Here is a 20,253-nt window from a genome sequence, read left to right as displayed (position 1 = left end):
AGGGGCTCGCCAATGGCACCGGGTTCCTTGGTGCGGTCAAGGACGGTGATGCGCTCCACCGTGGAGGGCAGGGCAGCAAGGAAGGCCTCGTTCACAAAGGGACGGTAGAGACGGACCTTGATGAGACCCACGCGCTCGCCCTTTTCCACAAGGTATTCAATGGTTTCTTCAATGGTTTCACAGGCAGAACCCATGGCGACAATGACACGGTCTGCTTCGGGATGTCCCACGTAATCAAAGAGATTGTACTGTCTTCCCGTCAGTGCGGACACCTTTTTCATGTAGTCCGTCACGATATGGGGCAGCTCTTCATAGAAGAGGTTGCAGGCTTCACGGCCCTGGAAATAGATATCCGGATTCTGGGCGGTGCCGCGGATTTCGGGGTGCTCTGGATTCATGGCATTGTGTTTGAATTCTGCCACGGCCTCCCTGTTTACGAGCTTTGCCATGTCTTCATAGTTGATGGCTTCTATTTTCTGAACCTCATGGGAGGTGCGGAAGCCGTCAAAGAAGTGGAGGAAGGGGATGCGTCCTTCAATGGCTGCCAGGTGGGCAACCAGCGCCATGTCCATGGCTTCCTGTACGGAGTTGGAGCAGAGCAGGGCAAAGCCGGTCTGGCGGCAGGCCATGACATCCTGATGGTCCCCGAAGATGGAAAGGGCATGGGCGGCCACGGCACGGGCCGTTACATGGAAGACGGCGGGCAGCAGTTCACCAGACATCTTGTACATGTTGGGGATCATGAGCAGAAGCCCCTGGGATGCCGTGAAGGTGGAGGTCAGGGCACCTGCGGCAAGGGCACCATGCATGGAGCCTGCGGCACCGGCTTCGGACTGGAGCTGGCGCACGGTCACGGGCTGACCGAAAATATTTTTACGCCCGTCCGCTGCCCAGGCATCGGAAATTTCTCCGATGGGAGTGGATGGGGTAATGGGATAGATGGTGGCAAGGTCACTGAAGGCATAGGCCACATGGGCCGCTGCGGTGTTGCCGTCGATGGTCATGAGCTTTTTTTCTTTTGCTGCCATGATGTCTCCTTCAAGGGTTATGCCGTGGGTTGCACGGCTTCATGGATAAAGCTTGTGGCTTGTTCAAAACAGATAAGGGCATTGGGGGTCTTCCTCTAGCCCATTCCTTTAAATGCAAAGAAGCTTAAAGAGACCACGCCTGCGGCAACCAGACCAATGGCCGTATCCCGGAAAGGGCCGGGAACCCGCACTTTGAAAAGTCTTTCCCGGATACCGGCAAAGAGGGTGAGGGCCAGACCAAAACCCAGGGCATAGGCCGTGGATGCCACCAGGGTTTCCATAAAGGTGTACTCCGCACTGATGGCCAGCAGACAGGCCCCCATAACGGCGCAGTTGGTGGTGATCAGGGGCAGAAAGATGCCCAGACCCGCATAAAGGCCGGGAGCACTTTTTTTAAGGAACATTTCCACAAACTGCACCAGCGAGGCAATGATGAGGATAAAGGCGATGGTACGCAAAAAGGTGATGCCCATGGGTGCCAGCAGCCAGTGTTCCACCATCCATGTGACGGAACCGGCCATGACCAGAACAAAGAGAACGGCCATGGACATGCCCACAGCGGTTTCCATTGCCTTGGAAGTACCCATGAAGGGGCAGATGCCCAGATACTGGGTGAGGACAATGTTGTTAATAAAGATGCAGGTGATGGCAAGGAGGATATAGGTTTCCATGGCTGGCTCCTATCGGCGCTGACTAATGAGGTTCATGAGTCCCAGGAGAATACCCAGTCCGATAAAGGCACCGGGCGCTTCCACAAGAAAAGTCAGGGGCTGATATCCGGGACCGAAAATGCTGTGTCCCAGCAGGGTGCCGTTGCCAAAGGCTTCCCGGAGAGCGCCAAGGGCAGCCAGTGAAAGGGTGAATCCGATACCGATGCCAAGGCCGTCGGCCAGGGACGGAAGGACGCTGTTTTTGCTGGCAAAGGCTTCGGCCCTTCCCAGAACAACACAGTTAACAACGATGAGGGGAATGAAAATCCCCAGTTTCTGGTAAAGGGGATAGGTGAAGGCCTGCATGAGCATATCCACAATGGTCACAAAGGTTGCGATCACAAGAATGTAGCAGGCAATGCGCACCTTGGGCGGAATCTGATTTCTCAAGATGGAGATCAGCACATTGGAGCAGACCAGTACAAAGGTGGTGGCAAGGCCCATGCCAATGCCGTTTTCAACGGTCATGGTAACGGCCAGTACGGGGCAGAGTCCAAGGACCAGACGGAAGGGCGGAATTTCTTCCCACAGTCCCTTGAGGAACTCTTTATGCAAAGGACGCGGCATTTATTCCTCCTTTTCCCTTTTGGAAGATTCAAGTTCCGGTTTAAGGCGCAGATAGGCCGAAGAAGCCCGTTCCACGGCCTGAACCACTGCACGGGCTGTGATGGTGGCTCCACTGATGCTGTCCAGGCTTCCGCCGTCCAGGCGAAGGCTGTCCGGTGCTCCGGCTTTTTTGCCCTTAAACTGGCGGGTAAAGGAGGGGTCATCCTTGGCTCTTGATCCAATGCCCGGTGTTTCGCTGTGGGTGGTGACACCTGCACCCACAAGGGTATCGTTTTTCAGGCTGAATCCCACCATTACATGAACATCTCCGGAATAGCCCTGTGCCCTGTCTTCCAGCACCATGATGGGCTCATTGTTCACCCTGCCCGGAAAGATGAGATAATCACGGGTGCCGTCGTTTAAGGTGAAGCGGTCGGCAATGGGATCATTTTCCGTACCTTCAAGGATCTGCCGGATCACCGGTGCTTTTTCGTTGGCAAGCTTCTGCCTTTCTATGGGGTCTTTGGTCCATTGCTGAACCCCCGCCAGTACACCGCCGGATACGGCACTGAGGATGGCAAGGGTGACCACCATGCGTATCATTTCTCCCATGAGGACCTCCCCAGGGCTTTGGGCCGCATCCGGTCCAGGATGGGCGTAAGAAGATTCATCAGAAGAACGGCAAAAACAGCGCCGTCTCCATAGACACCCAGATTACGGATGATGATTACCAGAATGCCGCCGCCCAATCCGAAAAGCATCATGGGCAGGGGCAGAACGGGTGATCCCGCATCTTCGGGCATGAGAAAAAAGGCCACCAGAAGGGTGCTTCCCGTGAGCAGATGGAAAAGGGGGCCCGCATAAAGGGCAGGATTCATCAGGTGGAAAGCCGTTGCCGCAAGAAGAATCCCTGCAAGGAAGGAAAGGCAGATTTCCCAGCGGGAAATACCTGTGAGCATTAAAAAGATGCCCCCGATCAGAAGCCCTGCGGCACAGCCTGTTCCGATATAGGCGATTTCCCTGCCCATAAAAAGATCGCCCATGTTAAAGCGAAAGGCGGCTTCCGCTCCCATGGCCTTGACTTCCACAAGGGGCCAGATGGCTGGAAAATCAAGGGTATAATTGAGAAATGTCCGGTCCAGATCATAGAGATGGGGCCATGATATGAGCAGAAGGGCTGTTACTAAAGCTGCCGGATTAAAAGGGTAGGTGCCTGTGCCGCCATAGATTTCTCTGCCAAGGGCTACGGCAAGGCCCGTTGCACATACCACCGCCCACCATGGCATGGCCATGGGCATGAGCATGGCAATGAGAAGGCCGGTCAGGGCAGCACCGCCGTCCCTTGCGGAAGAAGGCTTTCTGCTGATGCCCTGAAAAAGCACCTCCCAGATCATGGCGGACCCCACGGCCAGAAGAAGCACGGCAAGGGCAGGCATGCCAAAGCGCAGAACCGTTGGTACAATGGCAGGGAGGGCTGCGGCCATAATGATAAGGTGGCGGATGGAAATGCTCTGGCCGCAGTGCATGAAGGGGGCGTGTCCCACGGTGAACCGGGTTGCGGAAGACATCATTCTGCCACCTCCTGATTCTGTGCTTCTTCGGCCACCTGACGGCGGTGTTCGTATTTGGCCAGCTGAATATACTGGAAAATGGGAATGCGACCGGGACAGACAAAGCTGCACAGGCCGCAGTCGATGCAGCTCATGAGATCAAAGGATTCCGCAGCTTCCCCGTAATGGCCCGCTTCCAGTACCCGCAGAAGAAGGTTCACGGGAACCCGTGCCGGACAGATGCGGTTGCAGGCACCGCAGTTGATGCAGGAGGGCGTCTGGGAAGGAACCCCCTTTTCCGCTGCCTGAACGAGGAGGGTATCCGTGTCCGGACATACGGGAAAGTCATCGGTATATACGGCATAGCCTGTCATGGGACCGCCCAGAATCAGCCTGTCTCCGTATTCGGCCTTCAGTCCCAGATGCTCCAGCACCTTTGAAACAGGCGTTCCGATGCATACGGAAATCAGATGACCGATGCCGTCCTTTCCCATGACCTGCACCAGCTTCTGCATGGGAGGAATCCCCGTTGCATAGAGACTTCCCATGGCAGCAAGGGCTTCGGCCTGCAGAACAAGGGTTCCGGCTTCGATGAGGGAGGCTTCCGAAGGGGCTTCTTCTCCTGTGACCGTGCGGTGAAGGAGGCGGGGAGAGGCCGCCGGATAAACCGGTGCCACGCCGTGCACGCGGCATCCCTTGAGCCTGTTCCATTCCTGCTGCTGGCCTTCCACAACCATCAGATGGGCCGAAGCTGAAGGCCAGGTACTGCGAATCCATTCCAGTCCGGCTTCAAGATCCTTTTGCCTTGTTTTCAGTACGTACTGGTTGTTGGTGGCCAGCACATCGGAACCAAGCCCGTTGATAATGACCCGCAGGGGTGGGGTTTTTGGCAGATCGGGTTTGCCGGGAAGTGCCGGAGCCGCCCTGAACATATCGCTGCGCTGAAAACTTTCCGTCTGGGGCGGAGCATCCGTTTCCCCGGCTTCTATGGTGAGGGTCATGTATACCCGGCCATAATCCCCCACATAGGGAGTCATGTTTGTAACGGTGCCGGAGATGGGAGATATGACGGCATGGCCTTTGTCAAAAAGCTCAAGCAGTTGCCCTCGGGCTACGGCATCTCCCTTTTTGAGCTTAAATTCCTTGCCCGGAATCTGTTTGAGCCGCAGAAGGGCTTCCCTGCCGCCGATGCCATGGCCGAGGGTCTGGTCCGAAAGCAGGGTGACGCTCCGGGGGGCGGGCAGGGGATCCAGATCAGGGGGAGTTGGTGGCAGCAGTGCGTACCTGAGCCGGGAAGAACCAAGGGTAAGCAGTCGGTTAACAATCATAAGAATCTCCTGGTGCAGATGTGGATGTCCCTTGCAGGGGCATGGGGATGTGGAATCTGATATCAGCGGTTATGACAGGCTGCACAGTCCACGGGCCCTGCCTGCTCATCTTCATGGCACTGGATGCACTGATCGTGGAGGGCATCCATGTAGGAAAGCATAAAGGGATCGTCAGAATCTTTTTCATGGCAGGCCAGACAGGAAAAGGTGTCATCGCCGTATTCCAGGTTGTGATGGCAGCTGGCACAGTCCAGGCCATAATTTTCAGCATGGATCTGATGGTCAAAAAGAACATTGCCGGCCTTTCCTTCAAAAAGGATGCGAACGGGTTCCATGGGGGGCTGGGCCGGAAAAAGGGTGTAGGCCCCGAAACCCAGCAGAGAAAGCACAATGGCAACGGCCAGAAGCTTTTTGGGGGGTAAATGCTGCATGGTAATCCGCCTTTTGTATCCGTTAGGTTCATATAAGAATGTGCAGGTCCCTGACCGATACTTACCGGTTGACAGACAAAGGGAGGTGGCGTGCCTGTAAAAGCAGCCCCGATGGGAGAGAGGTATCGGGGCTGTTGATACAGGAGGTTCAGGCAGCCTGCTCTGGGGCAATATTTAGCAATATGAATGCCATCTTGTTTATCTCTTTGTTTTTGTTGGGATTGCTTCTGTTTTTTCTTGGCTGCGAGGGGGAGGGGACATGGGGTTGTCCGGAAAAGCGGACGGCTCCGGGCCTTTGATGCGTTTTAATATTCTGGGCCCATAGGCCGGAGAACAGGACAGCTTGCCACTGATGTGGCGTATGATAAAAAAAGCCAGAGCAAGGGAGAGGAGGCCAGCAGCGGCAGCAAGGGGATCGGCGGGCAGGTGCAGCCTGATGGCGGCATGGTGGGCGGCCAGTGCAGCGCCCACAAAAAAGACAACGGGTGATACATAAAGAAGGGCCATAACCCTTACAAATTCCCGGTTTCCGATTCCCACAAGCACCCTGTCACCCGCCTTGAGACCGGGAAGGGCTTTGACCTCAATTTCCATATTGGCCGGATCTACGGCACAGACGCTTCTGGCTTTGCAGGCGGCACAGGCTTCGGGCCTGCAGGCCTGAATGCGGGTGTTTTCCCCGGATGTGAAGGTGACGATGGCCTCTGTTGTTCGCATGGCAGCTCCTCACTGAAGGTGGGTTGATACATCTTTTTTAATGATAAAAGCAAAAAACAGGCCAGATTTGATTTTTTGGCGGATGGGGCAGTCTTGAAACGATATTGTAGGGGCAGGCCCCCGTGCCTGCCCTGGTTTTGGGCAACCACGGGGGCTTGCCCCTACAAAAAACCCATTTCCGATTCAGAATCGGTGGATTGTGGAAACAAGTGGCCCTGTTTTTTGTAGGGGCACCCTTTACGGGTGCCCGGCGACAAGCGTTAAAATTCCTATGGCTGAAAGACAGTGGTAATCCAAAATATTGGGCTGCAGCCTTTTTGGGAATGGAGCAAAGGGCAAAGCTTTTGAATATATGGCATGAATTTTGTAGCATTCTTTATGTGACAAAGGGACGCTTGCGGAAGACGAAAGAGAAAGAACGGGCATTTGGGAAAAAAGATACACTTTCCATCATAATATATAAAGTTTTGTCCGTTGCGTCTGTTTTTTTATGGAAAAATACTGTCCGGAAAACAGGACGGTTTTTGGAAAAAGATCTGTTCAGATTCCCGTACCTGCGGGTTCCACGAATCCAGAAGGAGAAAATTTGCAATGAATATCCTGATTTCTGTGCTGGCCCTGAGCGGACTGGGTGCCCTTATCGGTCTTTTGCTGGCCATTGCTGACAAATGGCTTTATGTGGAAGAAGATCCCCGCATTGATCTGGTGGAAGGGGTTCTGCCCGCAGGTCAGTGTGGTGCCTGCGGCTATGCCGGGTGTCGGCAGTATGCGGAAAAGGTGGTGCTGGAGCCCCGTGTTTCTACGACCCTATGTACGCCCGGTGGGGCGGATGTGGCCCGTGAGGTGGCCCGTATCAGCGGCAAGGAAGCCGAAGAAATGGTTCCTGCCAAAGCGGTGGTTGCCTGTGGCGGTGGAAATGTGGAGGGATGCCATTCCCTGTTTACTTATCAGGGCATTGCGGACTGCCGCGCCGCCTCTCTCCTGACGGAAGGGGAGAAGGCCTGTAAATGGGGATGCCTTGGCCTTGGAAGCTGCGTGTCCGTTTGTCCGGAAAATGCCATCCGTATCAATGGGCGGGGTGTTGCCGAGGTGGATAAGGATGCCTGCATCGGATGTGGTATCTGTGTTCGGGCCTGCCCCAAGGATGTCATTGTCATGGTTCCGGAAACGGCAAAAACCATGGTTTTCTGCAGGAATCCTGAAAAGGGCGGTGAAACGAAAAAAGCCTGTGACTTCGGCTGTATCGGCTGCCGTCTTTGCACCAAAGCCTGCCCCCACGGAGCCGTTGCCATGGCAGGCAACCTCCCGGAAATTGATTATGCCAGATGCGCTGTCTGCCCTGAACCTGTATGCCTTGAGGTGAAATGCAAGCCGGGTTGTTTTCTGCCCGTTTCCGGTATCCGGCCCGTGGAAAGACCCGAAGCGCAGGCTGCCTGATGACTACGGGAGCCCTTGGGCAGGCCTTGCGCCTGCCTGCCCGCAAAGTTTTCAGCCCTGTCCACGGTTTTTTTATACGGGAATCCGTCTGGGTTTGATCACCCAGCCGGATTCTTTTTTTTCAATTTTCAGATCAAACATCACCGGCAGCGTCTGCATCAGCGGTCTTCCAAAGAGAAGGTCTGCCATTTTTGCCATCTCCGGTTTTTTTTCTTCCATCACTTCCCGGATATGTCTGTCATATAAGATGATTTCTCCGAGTTTCCGGGCGCTTTCTCCATCGGCTCCCTTCTGCTCCTCTAAAGTTTCCACAAGATTGCGGATGGTATCATAGCCACAGCGCTTTTCATGATCTTCAATGAGATCCCAGAGGCCTTCAACGCCGCCGAAAATATCTTTTCGGGTGAGCCTGTCTTCCTGATAACGGGCCAGCAGGGCACGGGTGTCCCAGCATTTCAGCAGTCTGCATTCCACAGGACGGGTGTCATAAACCTCGCAGGCATCCCCTTTTTCAGAAAGATGGATACAGGCCCAGTCCCTGTTCTTGTCAGGCTGGATTTTGATGATTTCTTCTTCCAGTATGATTTTTTTATTTTCCACAGGGTCCATGCCAACTTCCCCCTTCCGAAGGGTAAAAAGGCCGCTGGCAGGCAGCTTGCCCTGCATGATGAGAAACTTGTCTTCAATGTGCAGGGCGGGTCCGCCTTTGCGGCAACATTCGCCGCACTGGGTACAGGATGTCTGCATGGTCACTCCTTTTGCTTGAAAGCCTGCTATACTGACTGCGTCTGCAGTGTCGGGGCAGGTATTTTGTATCTTCCCCAGCGGGCTGGAATTTCAGGTCTTGTGCTACTGATCTAAGAAATTAAAATTTCGAACTTTTTTTTGCCTTTAATCCTGTAGACTGTAAAATCACGATCAATCGTTGCAATGGTATTTATGTCGAGTTGTTCAGCTAAATATACAAGACATGAATCCGCAAAATCCATTGGTAAATCTCGATATTTTTCTGTTAGCTCTTTTAGTCGGTGAAAATCTTTATTCTGGATATCATGAATCTCAACGCTTCCTCTGCCAATCCATTCTAAAAAATCTATTTGAGCATTTCGGCTAAAATCTAATAAGTGCAGTGTTTCTGTAATGGAAGCTATCGTTGTAACAAGAGGAAATTTATTTTTTTTGATAAAATCAATCGATTTTTGATGATATCTGTCGGATGAATCGAATAAGGCAATTAAAGGGCCAGAGTCTATTAGAACTTTTTTCATTTTCTTTTTGCCCGAATTTTTTCTTTTAAAATCATTTTTCGATCTTCCGACAAATTTTTTAGACCGCTTGAATATTTGCCGAAATATTCTTTGCCCAATTCCCAGGCATTAGGACTTTCTATCTTTCCGAGATATTCAATGACACTTTTACGTATTAAATCGGATTTTGTCAGACCAAGATTTTTGGCAACGGTACTAATCTCTTTTTCTAAATCCGGATCAAGTCTTAATGTGATCATATTGCCACCTCCGTATTACGATATGTAATACAAGCGTCTTGTTATGTCAAGTTGCTTCAGCCATATCACCAGCCGGAAAAGGCGTCAGTCATTTTAATTTGGCACCGATATGAATGTTTTTAAATTTTGAAAAGCTCAAGAAGAGAAGCCGCCTGTTTTTCCATTTCCGGCAGCATGGGCATGGCTGCATCCATATCACCTTCAATGATTTTTCTTTCAATTTCCAAAGGACGGGTGTCATAAACCTCGCAGGCATCCCCTTTTTCAGAAAGATGGATACAGGCCCAGTCCCTGTTGCTGTCCGGCTGGATTTTGATGATTTCTTCTTCCAGTATGATTTTTTTATTTTCCACAGGGTCCATGCCAACTTCCCCCTTCCGAAGGGTAAAAAGGCCGCTGGCAGGCAGCTTGCCCTGCATGATGAGAAACTTGTCTTCAATGTGCAGGGCGGGTCCGCCTTTGCGGCAACATTCGCCGCACTGGGTACAGGATGTCTGCATGGTCACTCCTTTTGCTTGAAAGCCTGCTATACTGACTGCGTCTGCAGTGCAGGGTCTGGTCTGAAAGAATGTCTGGCAAAGATCTTTTCAGATCAATGCCCTTGCCTGCTGGATCTAGCCGAAAGAGGGCCAAGTGTCAAAGTGTTCCGCTGCTCCTTGCCATATATCTGATTTTACAGTAAGCCTCTGGCTTTGTTTTTGTTCGGGCAAAAATGATGCCCGGTCTTGCGTTTAATCTCTGTCGGATTTGTCTTTGTTTTAAATGAGGAGTCGTTTGCGTTATGGGTTCTGAAATAGAAAAACGGGTGGAAGAAAAGTCTTTGCCATGGATTCTGACACTTTTTGGTACCGCCGTTGGAGCGGGTATTCTGTATCTTCCCCTGCAGGCCGGAATCTCAGGCGTCTGGGCCATGGTCTTTTTATCCCTTTTCATCCTGCCGGTGATCTACTATTCCCATACTTCCGTGATCCGTCTTCTGGCGGTGGAAAAGGCAAATCTGGATTATGCCGGTGTGGTGGCCCATTTTCTGGGACGTTTTGCAGGCCTTCTTGTGGTGGCTGTTTTTTTTCTCACCTTTTATGCCGTTCTTCTGTCCTATATCCTTGGCCTTAATGCCAACCTTGGCGCTTATTTTGTCCATACAGGCATAGCGGAAACCAACTGGGCCAGAGGACCATTTCTGAGTCTTGCCATTCTTTTTGTTTTTGCCCTGATTCAGATGATCGATGAGAAGATTGTGCTTGCTGTGATGAGCTTTGTTTCTTCGGTCATGATTGTTTTTCTGTTTGCCATCTCCATCTACTTGATTCCTTTCTGGAATTTTTCCTCCTTTTATCAGGCACCCACTTCTATGGGCTTTTTCACGGATATTTTACGGATCCTGCCCATTCTCACCCTGTCCTTTGTGTTTTTTCCTGCCATGTCTTCCATGGTGACTGCCTTTCGAAGACAGGATGGCTGGATCAGGGATGAGGTTTTATTGAAACTGCAGTCCATTGTTTTAAAAACCTCGGTTCTTCTGCTTTTTTTTGTGCTGCTTTTTGTTTTTTCCTGTCTGCTTTCCCTTACACCCGAAGAGTTCAGCCATGCCATTGCAGAAAATCTGAACTGCCTGACCATTTTAAGTTTCAAGGAAGGGGTTGCTCCGGTGCTTGTCAATATCGGTGTGATGGTGGGAATTGCTGCGCTGTTCACGTCTTTTATCGGAGTCTTTTTTGCGGTGAAGGAAGCAGGCTGGGAAATGCTGAGAAAGGCGCTGCATTTTTTCAGAAGAAAGGGAAAACAGCCTGAGGGATCAAAAAAGGTGCAGGATATTTTTCTGCATCTGTTCATTTATCTTTCTTTGTGGATCATTGCCTTTTTTAACCCATCGGTTATGGATATTTTCGGTCTTTTTGTGGCACCCCTTGTGGCCATCTTTTTGTTTATTCTGCCCATTGGCATTCTTGTGAAGGTAAAGGGTTTCCGGATCTTCAGAAAACTTTCCAATGTGCTGGTTCTTTCCGTTGGCACGCTGCTGCTTTTTTCCTATGCTCTGGGAAATCTCCTGCAGGGCTAAAGCCTGAAGCCTGATAAAAGTCATTTCAAAACCTGTAGAAGATTACAATCCATGGAACAGACAAAATTTTCTACAAGGTAAAAAAAGACGAATACATTCAGTTGATTTGTCATGATGATCGTGGTTTGTTATGGTTAGAATCCAGAACCCCTTGATGGGTAATGATGTTTGCTGTGTAGCCGGACATAAACAAAAGCTGAATGCCCGGATAAATGTCCTTAATTTGACGTGACAGCTCCGCACCATTCATCTCTGGCATGACCACATCGCTTATAAGCAGATGAATTGTACCTGTGAAATTTTTTACTGTCTTGATTGCCTCACTTGGCAAAGTAGATGCCAGCACTTTGTAGCCCATCATTTCGAGCATATTTCTGGTCATATCCAGAATCATAGGCTCATCTTCTACCAGCAGAATGGTTTCTGTACCTCCAGTGGCTGTTTTTTTCCTGATTTCTTCTGTGTGAACACAGTCTGGTTCCAACAGTCTGGGCAGGTAAATTCTGAAGGTGGAACCCTGGCCCGGCTCACTGTATACATTGATAAAACCGTTATTCTGTTTAATTATACCGTAAACCGTTGCAAGACCCAGTCCGGTACCTTTCCCCACTTCTTTGGTAGTGAAAAAAGGTTCAAACAGATTTTTTTGCGTTTCTTTGTCCATTCCGCAGCCGTTGTCACTGACCACCAGCATAACAAAATCACCGGGTATAAAGCCTGCATGTACTTTGCAATATTCTTCATCGAAGGTATGCTTTCCGGTCTCAATGGTGATTTTTCCCACTCCGGAAATGGCATCTCTGGCATTGATGCAGAGATTGGCAAGGATCTGGTCAATCTGTGACGGGTCCATCTTTACTGACAGGAGATGGCTGGATGATTTCCAGATAAGGTCGATATTTTCGCCAATAAGCCTGCGAAGCATAGTCAGCATTTTTTCCACGGTATCGTTCAGATCCAGCTTTTTGGGATATATGATTTCTTTTCTGGCAAAAGCCAGAAGCTGCTTTGTAATATCCGCTGACCGTTTTGCAGCTTTCTCAATCTCAATTAAATCAGCATAGAGATTCTGTTTTGCATCAGCCCGCATCAGTGCAAGCTCAGCATGTCCCAGAATTACCCCCAGCATATTATTGAAATCATGGGCCACACCGCCTGCCAGCCGACCTATGGACTCCATTTTCTGGGCTTGATTAAGTTGCGCCTGAAGTTTTTCACGCTGCTCTTCGGCCCGTTTCTGTTCGGTGATGTCATTATTAACAATCACAGCCCCAAGCATCTCCCCTCGGTCATTGATCACAGGGGCGGTATAATTAAGAATGATTTTTTTCTGACCGTCAAAGGCATCAATTTCCAAAAGCTCATCTTTAATGGTTACGCCTTTTTTAATCGTATGTGCCAAGGCCCAGTCATCCGGAGCAATTTCTTCTCCCGATGGCAGGCGACGGGCTTTGAATACGCCGTATTCTTCAATGGGAACGGTAGGTTCCGCACCCCATATTTTTATTCCTGCGGGGTTGCCCCGTAGTAACTTGCCGTTTTTGTCTGCAAACCATAAACCAATGGGCAGAACATCAAATATTTTATTCAATGTTAATTCACGCTTTGCAATTTCTTCTTCAGTCTTTTTGCGCGCTGTAAAATCCCTTGATGAGAATAAAATATTCTTTGGGTTTCCAGCATCGTCAAGAATGAATTTTCCAATTGTTTCAAGCCAGATGTACTCGCCGTCTGCCCGCCGGAACCGGTACTCAACCATTCGGCCATCTTCCCTGTTGGCTAGAAAATCCTTGAAAGCTGTTGCCATTTTCTGATGATCATCGGGGTGGACAAGCTCTATGGCATTTTTTCCAATAAGGAAATCAGGCTCATATCCAAGGATTCTGTGGGTAGATCCAATGAATATAAAGTTTCCTTCCATATCGGTCACAGAGACAAGATCAGAGATGCAGTCAATAATGTTATGGAGAAAAAGAGATTTCTCCCTCAGTGCATCCTCGGCCAGTCTGTGTTGGGTAATATCTTGAAAAATACAGTGGGTTTGTAAAAAATTTTTATTTTTATCCCTGACTATTTGACCAGTCAAAGAGACCTGAATACAATTTCCATTTTTTTTTAATAATTTAAATTCAGCCCCTAAAATTTCACCCATGCACTTAAACTCTGAAAATTTTTCCTTAAATTTTCCCCGCCAGTCAGGATGTAAAAAGTCCGTAAAGGAGCGACCAATAACCTCATCCCTTGTGTACCCGAGGGTGTCCAGCCAGATTTGATTAACAGCGATATAGCGGCCATTCTCGTCCAGTGACTGATAACCAAGAAAAGCTTTTTCATAAACATTCAATATTTCTTTCGAATATTTATGCTCAGATTCATTTTTTTCCAGTTCATGTACCCGCTTTTCCAATTCTTCATATGAAGGCTTTATTGTCATATTCACCCTTTAAGTTTCCAAGACATGCATTTTTAACTGATTATCTGGCAACGCCGAATTCCGTCACGATATATTGCACATCACTGTGTGTGGGCTGTTTTTTTCCTATGCTCTGGAAAATCTCCCTTAGGGGTAAAAAAATCTTGAAGGCTGATAAAAACTCCCTGAAAGTCACCTGTGTTGCGTCGGGAGGAGGGGGTGTTCAATTTTAACCGTTTCAATCTGTATGTGTTGAATAAGAGAAGCCGCCTGTTTTTCCATTTCCGGCAGCATGGGCATGGCTGCATCCATATCACCTTCAATGATTTTTCTTTCAATTTCCAATGCAGTGTCCATAAGAATTTCTGCGCCTACGTTTGAAGATGACCCTGCAATGGTGTGGGCAATCAACCGGGCATTTTCCCCATCTCCATTTTGAAAAGCTTCTTTAAGTTTTTTTAGATTCTCAGGGAGCCCTTTGAAAAAAATGTCCTGTACACTACGTATCAGATCCGTATCACCTTCCAGGAGCCGGTCAAGGGTTGCAGGATTCCATACCTGTCGGAAAGATTTGGCGTTTTCTGTTTCACTGATGGCTGTTTCCTGAAAAGATGCGGAAGAAACTTCTTTTGCACCAGATTCAGGGGCCGTATCAAGCCATTTTTTTAGAATATCAGCCAGTTTTTCGGGCATAACGGGTTTGGAAAGGTAGTCATTCATCCCTGCTTCAAGACACTTGTTTCGATCCTGCAGCATGGCGTTGGCAGTCATGGCGATAATGGGTACAGGCTTTCTGTTTTCTGCGGCTTCAATTCTTCTGATTTCCCTGGTTGCACTGACGCCGTCCATTTCAGGCATCTGCATATCCATGAGAATAAGATCATAGGAAATCATTTTCATGGCTTCAAGGGCTTCAAGTCCATTGGCCGCCGTATCCGCCCTCAGGCCCATTTTTGTCAGTATTCCAACTGCCACCTGCTGGTTGGTTATATTATCTTCCACCAGAAGGATGTGAACTTTTTTTTCTGAAAAGTCCGGTAATTGGCTGTAATGTATTTTATTTGCCCTATATCGTGTAACCAGACCCGATGGGTTTTCTTTTTCGGAGAGAGTAAGAATCAGGCATGTGTAAAGCTCGCCGTACTGAACGGGCTTGGTCAGGTAGGCGGAAAAACCCGCTTCCTGCAACCTTGCCCCATCTCCGTACCGGCTTGCGGAAGTCATCATGACAAGACGGGTTTTATCCAGCCCATTCTCTTTTCTGATGGCACGCCCCAGGGTTTCACCATCCATTCCCGGCATCTGCATATCCAGAATGGCTATGGGATAGGGCTGGTCTTTTTCCCGTGCTTCATAGAGGAGGGAGAGGGCATCGGGACCGCTTTTTGCCTCATCTACGACCATGCCCTTTGACTCAAGGCGGATGCGCAGGATTTCCCTATTGGTGGCATTGTCATCCACAATCAGTACCCGTACCCCCTTCAGGTTGGCAACATCCATCTCTTCTTGGCTTATATCCCCTGCTTTTTCAAGTTTTGTGGTGAAGGAGAAGACAGATCCCAGCCCTTCTTTACTTTGCACATGCATTTCTCCACCCATGAGAGCTGCCAGTTGCTTTGAGATGGCAAGGCCCAGACCGGTTCCGCCGAACTCCCTTGTAATGGATGCATCCACCTGAGAGAATTTTTGAAACAGACGGCTTGTTTTTTCTTCGGGTATGCCGATTCCCGTATCCTGAACCCTGAAGCAAAGCGCCAGATCGGGTTCTTCAGAATGTATCCGGCTCACATGCACCAGGACCTCTCCTTCATGGGTGAATTTAATGGCATTGCCCACAAGGTTGGTCAGTATCTGCCTCAATCGTCCCGGATCTCCTTTCAGGCTGTCAGGCACATTTTCTTCCACAAAAAATATCAGCTCCAGATTTTTTTCGTCTGCCTTCACACCCATCATGGCAGCCAGATCATCCAGCATGGACCGGAGACTGAAGGGAAGAATTTCCAGTTCAAGGTTGCCGGATTCTATCTTGGAAAAATCCAGAATGTCGTTGATGAGAGAAAGCAGGGCCTTCCCGCTGGAATGGATGGTTGCGGCATAGTGCCGCTGTTCCTTTGAAAGATCCGTATCCATCAGCAGGCCTGTCATCCCGATGACGCCGTTCATGGGGGTGCGGATTTCATGGCTCATGTTGGCCAGAAATTCTGATTTTGCCATGGTGGCCTGTTTGGCCTGTTGAATTAAGTCCACAATTTTGTTGTTGATGGCCTTGGCAAATACGGTCATCACTGCAAAAAAAGTAAACATGGCCATCAGACCACTCCATATAGTTCGGGAGTAAATCTCATCCCTCAGGGTGTCTCCTTTCTGGTCGATTTCATAGGCTCTGTTTGTTAGAGCGCTTCTGGCTTCTTGTAAGTGCAGGGAAAACTGAATGTAGTGATTTTGGGCTTCATAGAGGTATTTTTCAGCCATGGCCTGTTCTATGGCTATGATGTCCGTAGCCATGATCATAAAAGAGCTGTACTTATGGAATTCATTCCATAAAGTTTCAATGACCAAAAGATGATGACTGAGATAATCATGCGCGGTTAAAAGCCGAAGTCTTTTTTTAAATTCTTCAATTGAATCAACAAATTCAGAGTGAAACGCATAGAGTTCCATGGACGTTGCGTTTCTTTTTTTAGCAGATAATAATGCCTGATTTACTTCTTGATGTTTATTTACAATATCTTCATTCAGCGCATTTGCCTGCAGAATAAGGGTGAGAGAATCAAGTCTCTTGGCCTGGATTTTTTCAGTCTCATGCTTGATTTTTTGCAGTGAAGTATAAAAAATGAATGTTCCACATAATGCCATTAACAGAAGAGGGATGGGGAGCATGGCTGGTCTGCTTAAAAAATTTTTCATGATATCAGATCCTATTGGTAATCCAGCAATCCATCCCAGTCCTCAGGGAGTATACTTGCTATATATTCGTATTTTCCGTTTCCCAGAGGCCTGAATACAATTACCGTACCTTCGCGTTCAGGAAAATAACCCATTATGTCCGCTAAGTTCGGTGCATGTGCCACCAGCATCCGGTTTTGTTCTGGTTCGCTCACCGGAGTGGCGATCAGTTCCAGGGTTCTTGCTATGATCGGTAATTTCTGCCTGCTCGTAAGGTGTGCTGTGTACATGAGTTTGTTTTCAACCTGAAAGTCTGGCCCAAAGGCCAGAAGTGCAGACTCTACTGCCCTGCACAAGGGGCTGACCAGCACTGTGGAAATGGGGATACCGGCCCTGCGTAAAGCCTTGCCCACCATAATGATCTCGGCGCGGCCCTGATCAATCAAAGGGCGCTGGGTGGCACAATCTTCAAGATCTATGGGCACCTGGTCTGGCTGATGGGGGTCTGTCCGGCCGTGGCGCATGTACAGAACATAACCTCCTGAGCGTATTTTTTCCAGCAAAGCCGGATTGGCTGGAATTTCCATGAACTTTGTTGGATCTGATATGCCCAAATTACTGGATGCATTTGATATATTGAAAATGCTGAATGAGAAAGCTGCTGCAAAAAAACAACAAGCCAAGGTTATGTAACGTATTCTATAGATTCTGCCCATAGCTGTTATCATCGGTATCCCATGTGTGAACGTTTCAGTCATCGGCTATTCTTATTGAGGTATTTTGCAACGGCTTTTTCCAATACTTGCCACCCTTATTATAATACCATATTACATGGAATTCATATGAACCAAAAGGCATAAAATATTATTTTTATATTAAATGTTTATCGATATATTTCAAGGCAGGGTTTAAAAAACAGAATTCAAAACCGTCGTCCCATATCCCCATGACGGAAGCCGGGGGCTTGATGGCGGCATTTGATGATGGAGATGTGATGATGAAAAAACTGCCCATCGGGATCAGTCATTTAAGGGAGATCATTGGGAATGGGTATGCCTATGTGGATAAATCCATGTTTGTGCATGATCTTAAAAAAACAGGCAAATATTATTTTCTTTCCAGACCGGGGCGCTTTGGTAAATCCTTGATGGTAGATACATTAAAAGAAGCCTTTGAGGGAAACCGAAACCTGTTTCAGGGGCTGTGGCTGGAAAATAAGCGGGACTGGGGACAGGTTTATCCTGTGATTCGTGTATCCTTTGGGCAGAGTATTATTGGAAGCCGTCTACCTCATTGCCGTGGCTTTCAGCAGAGACGAACGTAATATCAGTGGTTTTGAATGGGAGCTTGCCTGAACTCAGCAGTACAGCAAAAAAATGCTGTACTGCTTTTTTGCTTTAATCCCAGGCAAGTTTATAGCCATGCCCGGTGGCAATGCTTTCAGAAACCAGTTCAAGATTTTCTGAGATCTGAATTTTTGCCGTTGAGGCCTCCAGAATATCCCTTTGAACATCAATGCCCGGCATAACCTGAATCAGTTCAGGGCCCTTTTCAGTCAATTTAAAAATACCGACAGTGGTTACATAATAGACCGTTTTGCCTTTTTCCAATGCAGCTTGGGCATTGAATGTTACCTCAAGTACCTCATCAACAAATTTCGGGATTCCTTTTTTGATAAGGGTCAGTTTACCGTCTTTAAGTTTAAACTCCGCCTTTGCCATCCAGCTGCCGATGAAGATAATCGTTTTTGCGCTGTCGGCAATATTCATGAATCCGCCGGGGCCGACATAGTTTTTGACACCTTCACCCCGTTTGGACACATTGACATTGCCCTTGGAATCGACCTGAAGTGTTCCCAATACCGTAATATCAAGACTGGTTTTATAATGATTGAATATCCATGCGGAACTGTACATTTTCTGAGGGTTGATTGCACCGCCGAAAAAGAGACCGGATGCCGGAAGTCCCCCATAAACGCCGGTTTCAGAGGAGAAGGTAAAATCATCAAAGAGCCCCCCTTCATAGACAAGGCGACCGACTTCTTCCGGCAGTCCAATCCCCAAATTTACAAGATTGCCTTTTTGAGCCACCTTGACAAATAAGGATGCCGCCATTCTGGCAAGGATATTGTCAACGGGGCCACGCTTAGGAGAGTATGAGGTGATGCTGTTGATTGTATTCATTTTAGCAATGGATTTTTCCATGCACTCCTTGGCCCCCTCAGTGAACATCGGCCAGTATTTCCTTTGTTTGATGCTTGCCGTCTGCTCATTGGCAGGGTTCACAACAATATGACTGACATGTTTTGACGGCAGACTGATGGATGCTTCATCTTTTTCAATAATTTGTGACACCGTGGCAATGACTTTTCCGCCATTGTATTTTGCAGCAAGTGCAGCTTCACGGATTTCTGTGATGGCCGAGGCGTTTTTGAAATAGATGTTGCCTTCATTATCTGCATAAGGGGCATTGAAAAGAGCGACATTGATTTTCGGCAGAGAGTACTCCAGTAAATCTCCGTTTTTCTTCACATAGGATTTGGTGCTGTGCGGGGTTGCAGCCGTATTGCCTCCAAGATCAGGGTCAAGAAAGGTGCCGATGCCGATGCTGCTCAGGCAGGTGGCGTTACCTTCAGACTGGTTGTGTAAAATTCGTGTTATTTCACCCTGGGGCAGGATGTGGATTTCAATCTCTTTATTGGCACCCATTTCAAGCTGTTTGTGCGCTGTTTCCACATGCCCGCTGATATATTCCTTGATCAGGCCGGAAACCGCAACTTCCTCAACTGTTCCGGGTGCCTTTCCCCTGCCGCCCTGGGCACTGACGGTCATCCAGGTTAAGTCTTTTGGTGTTTTATCCTTTAAATAGCTGTTTCTGATGGCCCTGAAAAGAATGGAGCATCTGGCATGGCCAGCCATACCGACGGAGATAACTGTCGATCCATCGGGTATCTGTTTTGCGGCTTCAGCAGCAGTTATAAACCGGTTTCGATCTGTCCCTCCGGGGTGGTAGCTCAGGTTGAACCGGTTTTGTGTTGCTAAAAATGAGATTAAGTGGCCGTATATCTTTGCTGTCTCGATGAATTTCATTTTACCCTCTCTTTTAAAAAAAAATGATCTGAATAGGCGGAACCGTATCTGCAATAATGCTATTCATGTGCCATCTTTTATTTTATCAATAAAATCAGTTCTTGCGCAGAAGGCAGGGAAGGGGTATGACGATATATCGTTTATGTTGGAACGAATATTCGTGGAAGGTATGATATGTCGTGAAAATCAGCCATGAACATTTCCGAGAAGTAACCCGGCGCATCTGTGGCAGTCTGGATCTGGATCAGGCCCTTTATGATGCTTTTTTATACATGAAAGATCTCCTGCCGCTGGATGCTCTGTTCATCACCCTCTATGAGTACGAAAAAAGACGTGCGCGGGTCATTGCCCTTGCCTATGAGGGCGGTGGATTTCTTCTGGATGAAAGCTTTCCCCTTTCCGATGCCGCATGGGAAGCCATCCGGTCCTGGCAGGCCCGGTCCAGATACGATACCACGCCCTGGATAAGGGACCATACCCACCCCATCAACCGGGAGATTCTCCGGACGGTGCGTTCCGGAGTGGCTGCCCTGCAGCATATGGAAATAGGTG

The 20,253-nt window shown here is 48.7% G+C and carries 20 protein-coding genes and 1 pseudogene; 5 read left to right on the top strand and 16 right to left on the bottom strand.

Translation table 11 applies throughout. The features are described from left to right. The 8 genes and pseudogenes from LZ24_RS15490 to LZ24_RS15455 form a co-directional block, all read right to left on the bottom strand. Window positions 1-1,028 (bottom strand): annotated as a pseudogene (locus tag LZ24_RS15490) (pyruvate:ferredoxin (flavodoxin) oxidoreductase); the annotation flags it as partial. A 95-nt stretch (window positions 1,029-1,123) separates the two neighbouring features. Further along, window positions 1,124-1,699 carry an electron transport complex protein RnfA gene (locus tag LZ24_RS15485; RefSeq protein WP_144686633.1) on the bottom strand — a complete coding sequence of 192 codons (576 nt, stop codon included), beginning with the start codon at window positions 1,697-1,699 and terminating at the stop codon, window positions 1,124-1,126. 9 nt (window positions 1,700-1,708) lie between these two features. Continuing rightward, window positions 1,709-2,305 (bottom strand): electron transport complex subunit RsxE, encoded by a 597-nt coding sequence (rsxE, locus tag LZ24_RS15480; protein ID WP_139450594.1) that lies wholly within the window; start codon window positions 2,303-2,305, stop codon window positions 1,709-1,711. After that, entirely contained in the window at window positions 2,306-2,896 is a 591-nt protein-coding gene (gene rnfG, locus LZ24_RS15475) for an RnfABCDGE type electron transport complex subunit G (RefSeq protein WP_144686632.1), read from the bottom strand. Beyond that, the gene (locus LZ24_RS15470; protein WP_144686631.1) at window positions 2,884-3,855 is read right to left on the bottom strand and encodes an RnfABCDGE type electron transport complex subunit D; all 972 of its coding nucleotides are present in this window, start codon (window positions 3,853-3,855) and stop codon (window positions 2,884-2,886) included. The genes rnfG and LZ24_RS15470 overlap by 13 nt, the downstream gene beginning before the upstream one ends. Further along, window positions 3,852-5,162, bottom strand: a complete 1,311-nt coding sequence (locus LZ24_RS15465) for a 4Fe-4S dicluster domain-containing protein (RefSeq protein WP_144686630.1) — start codon at window positions 5,160-5,162, stop codon at window positions 3,852-3,854. The genes LZ24_RS15470 and LZ24_RS15465 overlap by 4 nt, the downstream gene beginning before the upstream one ends. Window positions 5,163-5,224: 62 nt before the next feature. Then, entirely contained in the window at window positions 5,225-5,593 is a 369-nt protein-coding gene (locus tag LZ24_RS15460) for a cytochrome c3 family protein (RefSeq protein WP_144686629.1), read from the bottom strand. A 198-nt stretch (window positions 5,594-5,791) separates the two neighbouring features. Then, window positions 5,792-6,310, bottom strand: coding sequence for a SoxR reducing system RseC family protein (locus LZ24_RS15455; RefSeq protein ID WP_144686628.1), 519 nt, complete (start codon window positions 6,308-6,310; stop codon window positions 5,792-5,794). Window positions 6,311-6,432: 122 nt separating this feature from the next. Here LZ24_RS15455 and LZ24_RS17365 point away from each other — a divergent pair, with 122 nt between their 5' ends. Both LZ24_RS17365 and LZ24_RS15450 read left to right on the top strand, forming a co-directional pair. After that, the gene (locus LZ24_RS17365; protein ID WP_186443201.1) at window positions 6,433-6,975 is read left to right on the top strand and encodes a hypothetical protein; all 543 of its coding nucleotides are present in this window, start codon (window positions 6,433-6,435) and stop codon (window positions 6,973-6,975) included. Further along, the gene (locus tag LZ24_RS15450; protein WP_144686627.1) at window positions 6,902-7,747 is read left to right on the top strand and encodes an RnfABCDGE type electron transport complex subunit B; all 846 of its coding nucleotides are present in this window, start codon (window positions 6,902-6,904) and stop codon (window positions 7,745-7,747) included. The genes LZ24_RS17365 and LZ24_RS15450 overlap by 74 nt, the downstream gene beginning before the upstream one ends. A gap of 72 nt (window positions 7,748-7,819) precedes the next feature. Here the strand turns inward: LZ24_RS15450 and LZ24_RS15445 are convergent, their stop codons facing one another. From LZ24_RS15445 to LZ24_RS15430, 4 genes are all read right to left on the bottom strand, one after another. Beyond that, window positions 7,820-8,494: a YkgJ family cysteine cluster protein gene (locus LZ24_RS15445; RefSeq protein ID WP_144686626.1), complete on the bottom strand. Its 675-nt coding sequence runs from the start codon at window positions 8,492-8,494 to the stop codon at window positions 7,820-7,822. A gap of 110 nt (window positions 8,495-8,604) precedes the next feature. Next, the gene (locus LZ24_RS15440; protein ID WP_144686625.1) at window positions 8,605-9,015 is read right to left on the bottom strand and encodes a type II toxin-antitoxin system VapC family toxin; all 411 of its coding nucleotides are present in this window, start codon (window positions 9,013-9,015) and stop codon (window positions 8,605-8,607) included. Further along, on the bottom strand, window positions 9,012-9,254 hold the full coding sequence (locus LZ24_RS15435; RefSeq protein WP_144686624.1) for a ribbon-helix-helix protein, CopG family: 243 nt from the start codon (window positions 9,252-9,254) through the stop codon (window positions 9,012-9,014). The genes LZ24_RS15440 and LZ24_RS15435 overlap by 4 nt, the downstream gene beginning before the upstream one ends. Window positions 9,255-9,373: 119 nt before the next feature. Continuing rightward, on the bottom strand, window positions 9,374-9,754 hold the full coding sequence (locus LZ24_RS15430) for a YkgJ family cysteine cluster protein (RefSeq protein WP_144686623.1): 381 nt from the start codon (window positions 9,752-9,754) through the stop codon (window positions 9,374-9,376). Between the two features lie 281 nt (window positions 9,755-10,035). Between LZ24_RS15430 and LZ24_RS15425 the strand changes: the two genes are divergently transcribed. Continuing rightward, on the top strand, window positions 10,036-11,313 hold the full coding sequence (locus LZ24_RS15425) for an aromatic amino acid transport family protein (protein WP_144686622.1): 1,278 nt from the start codon (window positions 10,036-10,038) through the stop codon (window positions 11,311-11,313). 109 nt (window positions 11,314-11,422) lie between these two features. On the opposite strand, the gene LZ24_RS15420 is transcribed toward LZ24_RS15425, so the two are convergent. The 3 genes from LZ24_RS15420 to LZ24_RS15410 all read right to left on the bottom strand — a co-directional run bounded on the left by LZ24_RS15420 (window position 11,423) and on the right by LZ24_RS15410 (window position 17,370). After that, a complete protein-coding gene (locus LZ24_RS15420) occupies window positions 11,423-13,747 on the bottom strand; it encodes a PAS domain S-box protein (RefSeq protein WP_186443200.1) in 2,325 nt (774 codons plus the stop codon). A 171-nt stretch (window positions 13,748-13,918) separates the two neighbouring features. Next, window positions 13,919-16,387, bottom strand: a complete 2,469-nt coding sequence (locus LZ24_RS15415) for a hybrid sensor histidine kinase/response regulator (protein ID WP_186443199.1) — start codon at window positions 16,385-16,387, stop codon at window positions 13,919-13,921. A gap of 257 nt (window positions 16,388-16,644) precedes the next feature. Then, window positions 16,645-17,370, bottom strand: a complete 726-nt coding sequence (locus LZ24_RS15410) for a histidine phosphatase family protein (RefSeq protein ID WP_144686619.1) — start codon at window positions 17,368-17,370, stop codon at window positions 16,645-16,647. A 236-nt stretch (window positions 17,371-17,606) separates the two neighbouring features. Here LZ24_RS15410 and LZ24_RS15405 point away from each other — a divergent pair, with 236 nt between their 5' ends. Then, the gene (locus LZ24_RS15405) at window positions 17,607-17,936 is read left to right on the top strand and encodes an AAA family ATPase (RefSeq protein WP_246118616.1); all 330 of its coding nucleotides are present in this window, start codon (window positions 17,607-17,609) and stop codon (window positions 17,934-17,936) included. Window positions 17,937-18,009: 73 nt separating this feature from the next. On the opposite strand, the gene LZ24_RS15400 is transcribed toward LZ24_RS15405, so the two are convergent. Beyond that, window positions 18,010-19,701 carry a CoA-transferase gene (locus tag LZ24_RS15400; protein WP_144686618.1) on the bottom strand — a complete coding sequence of 564 codons (1,692 nt, stop codon included), beginning with the start codon at window positions 19,699-19,701 and terminating at the stop codon, window positions 18,010-18,012. A 179-nt stretch (window positions 19,702-19,880) separates the two neighbouring features. Between LZ24_RS15400 and LZ24_RS15395 the strand changes: the two genes are divergently transcribed. Beyond that, on the top strand, window positions 19,881-20,253 hold a 373-nt coding region (locus LZ24_RS15395; RefSeq protein ID WP_222427668.1), incomplete at its 3' end, for a ubiquitin family protein.

Source organism: Desulfobotulus alkaliphilus (assembly GCF_007830435.1).
GTDB lineage: Bacteria > Desulfobacterota > Desulfobacteria > Desulfobacterales > ASO4-4 > Desulfobotulus > Desulfobotulus alkaliphilus.
The sequence above is the reverse complement of the archived record's forward strand: the minus strand, read 5'-3'. Positions and strand labels throughout refer to the sequence as shown.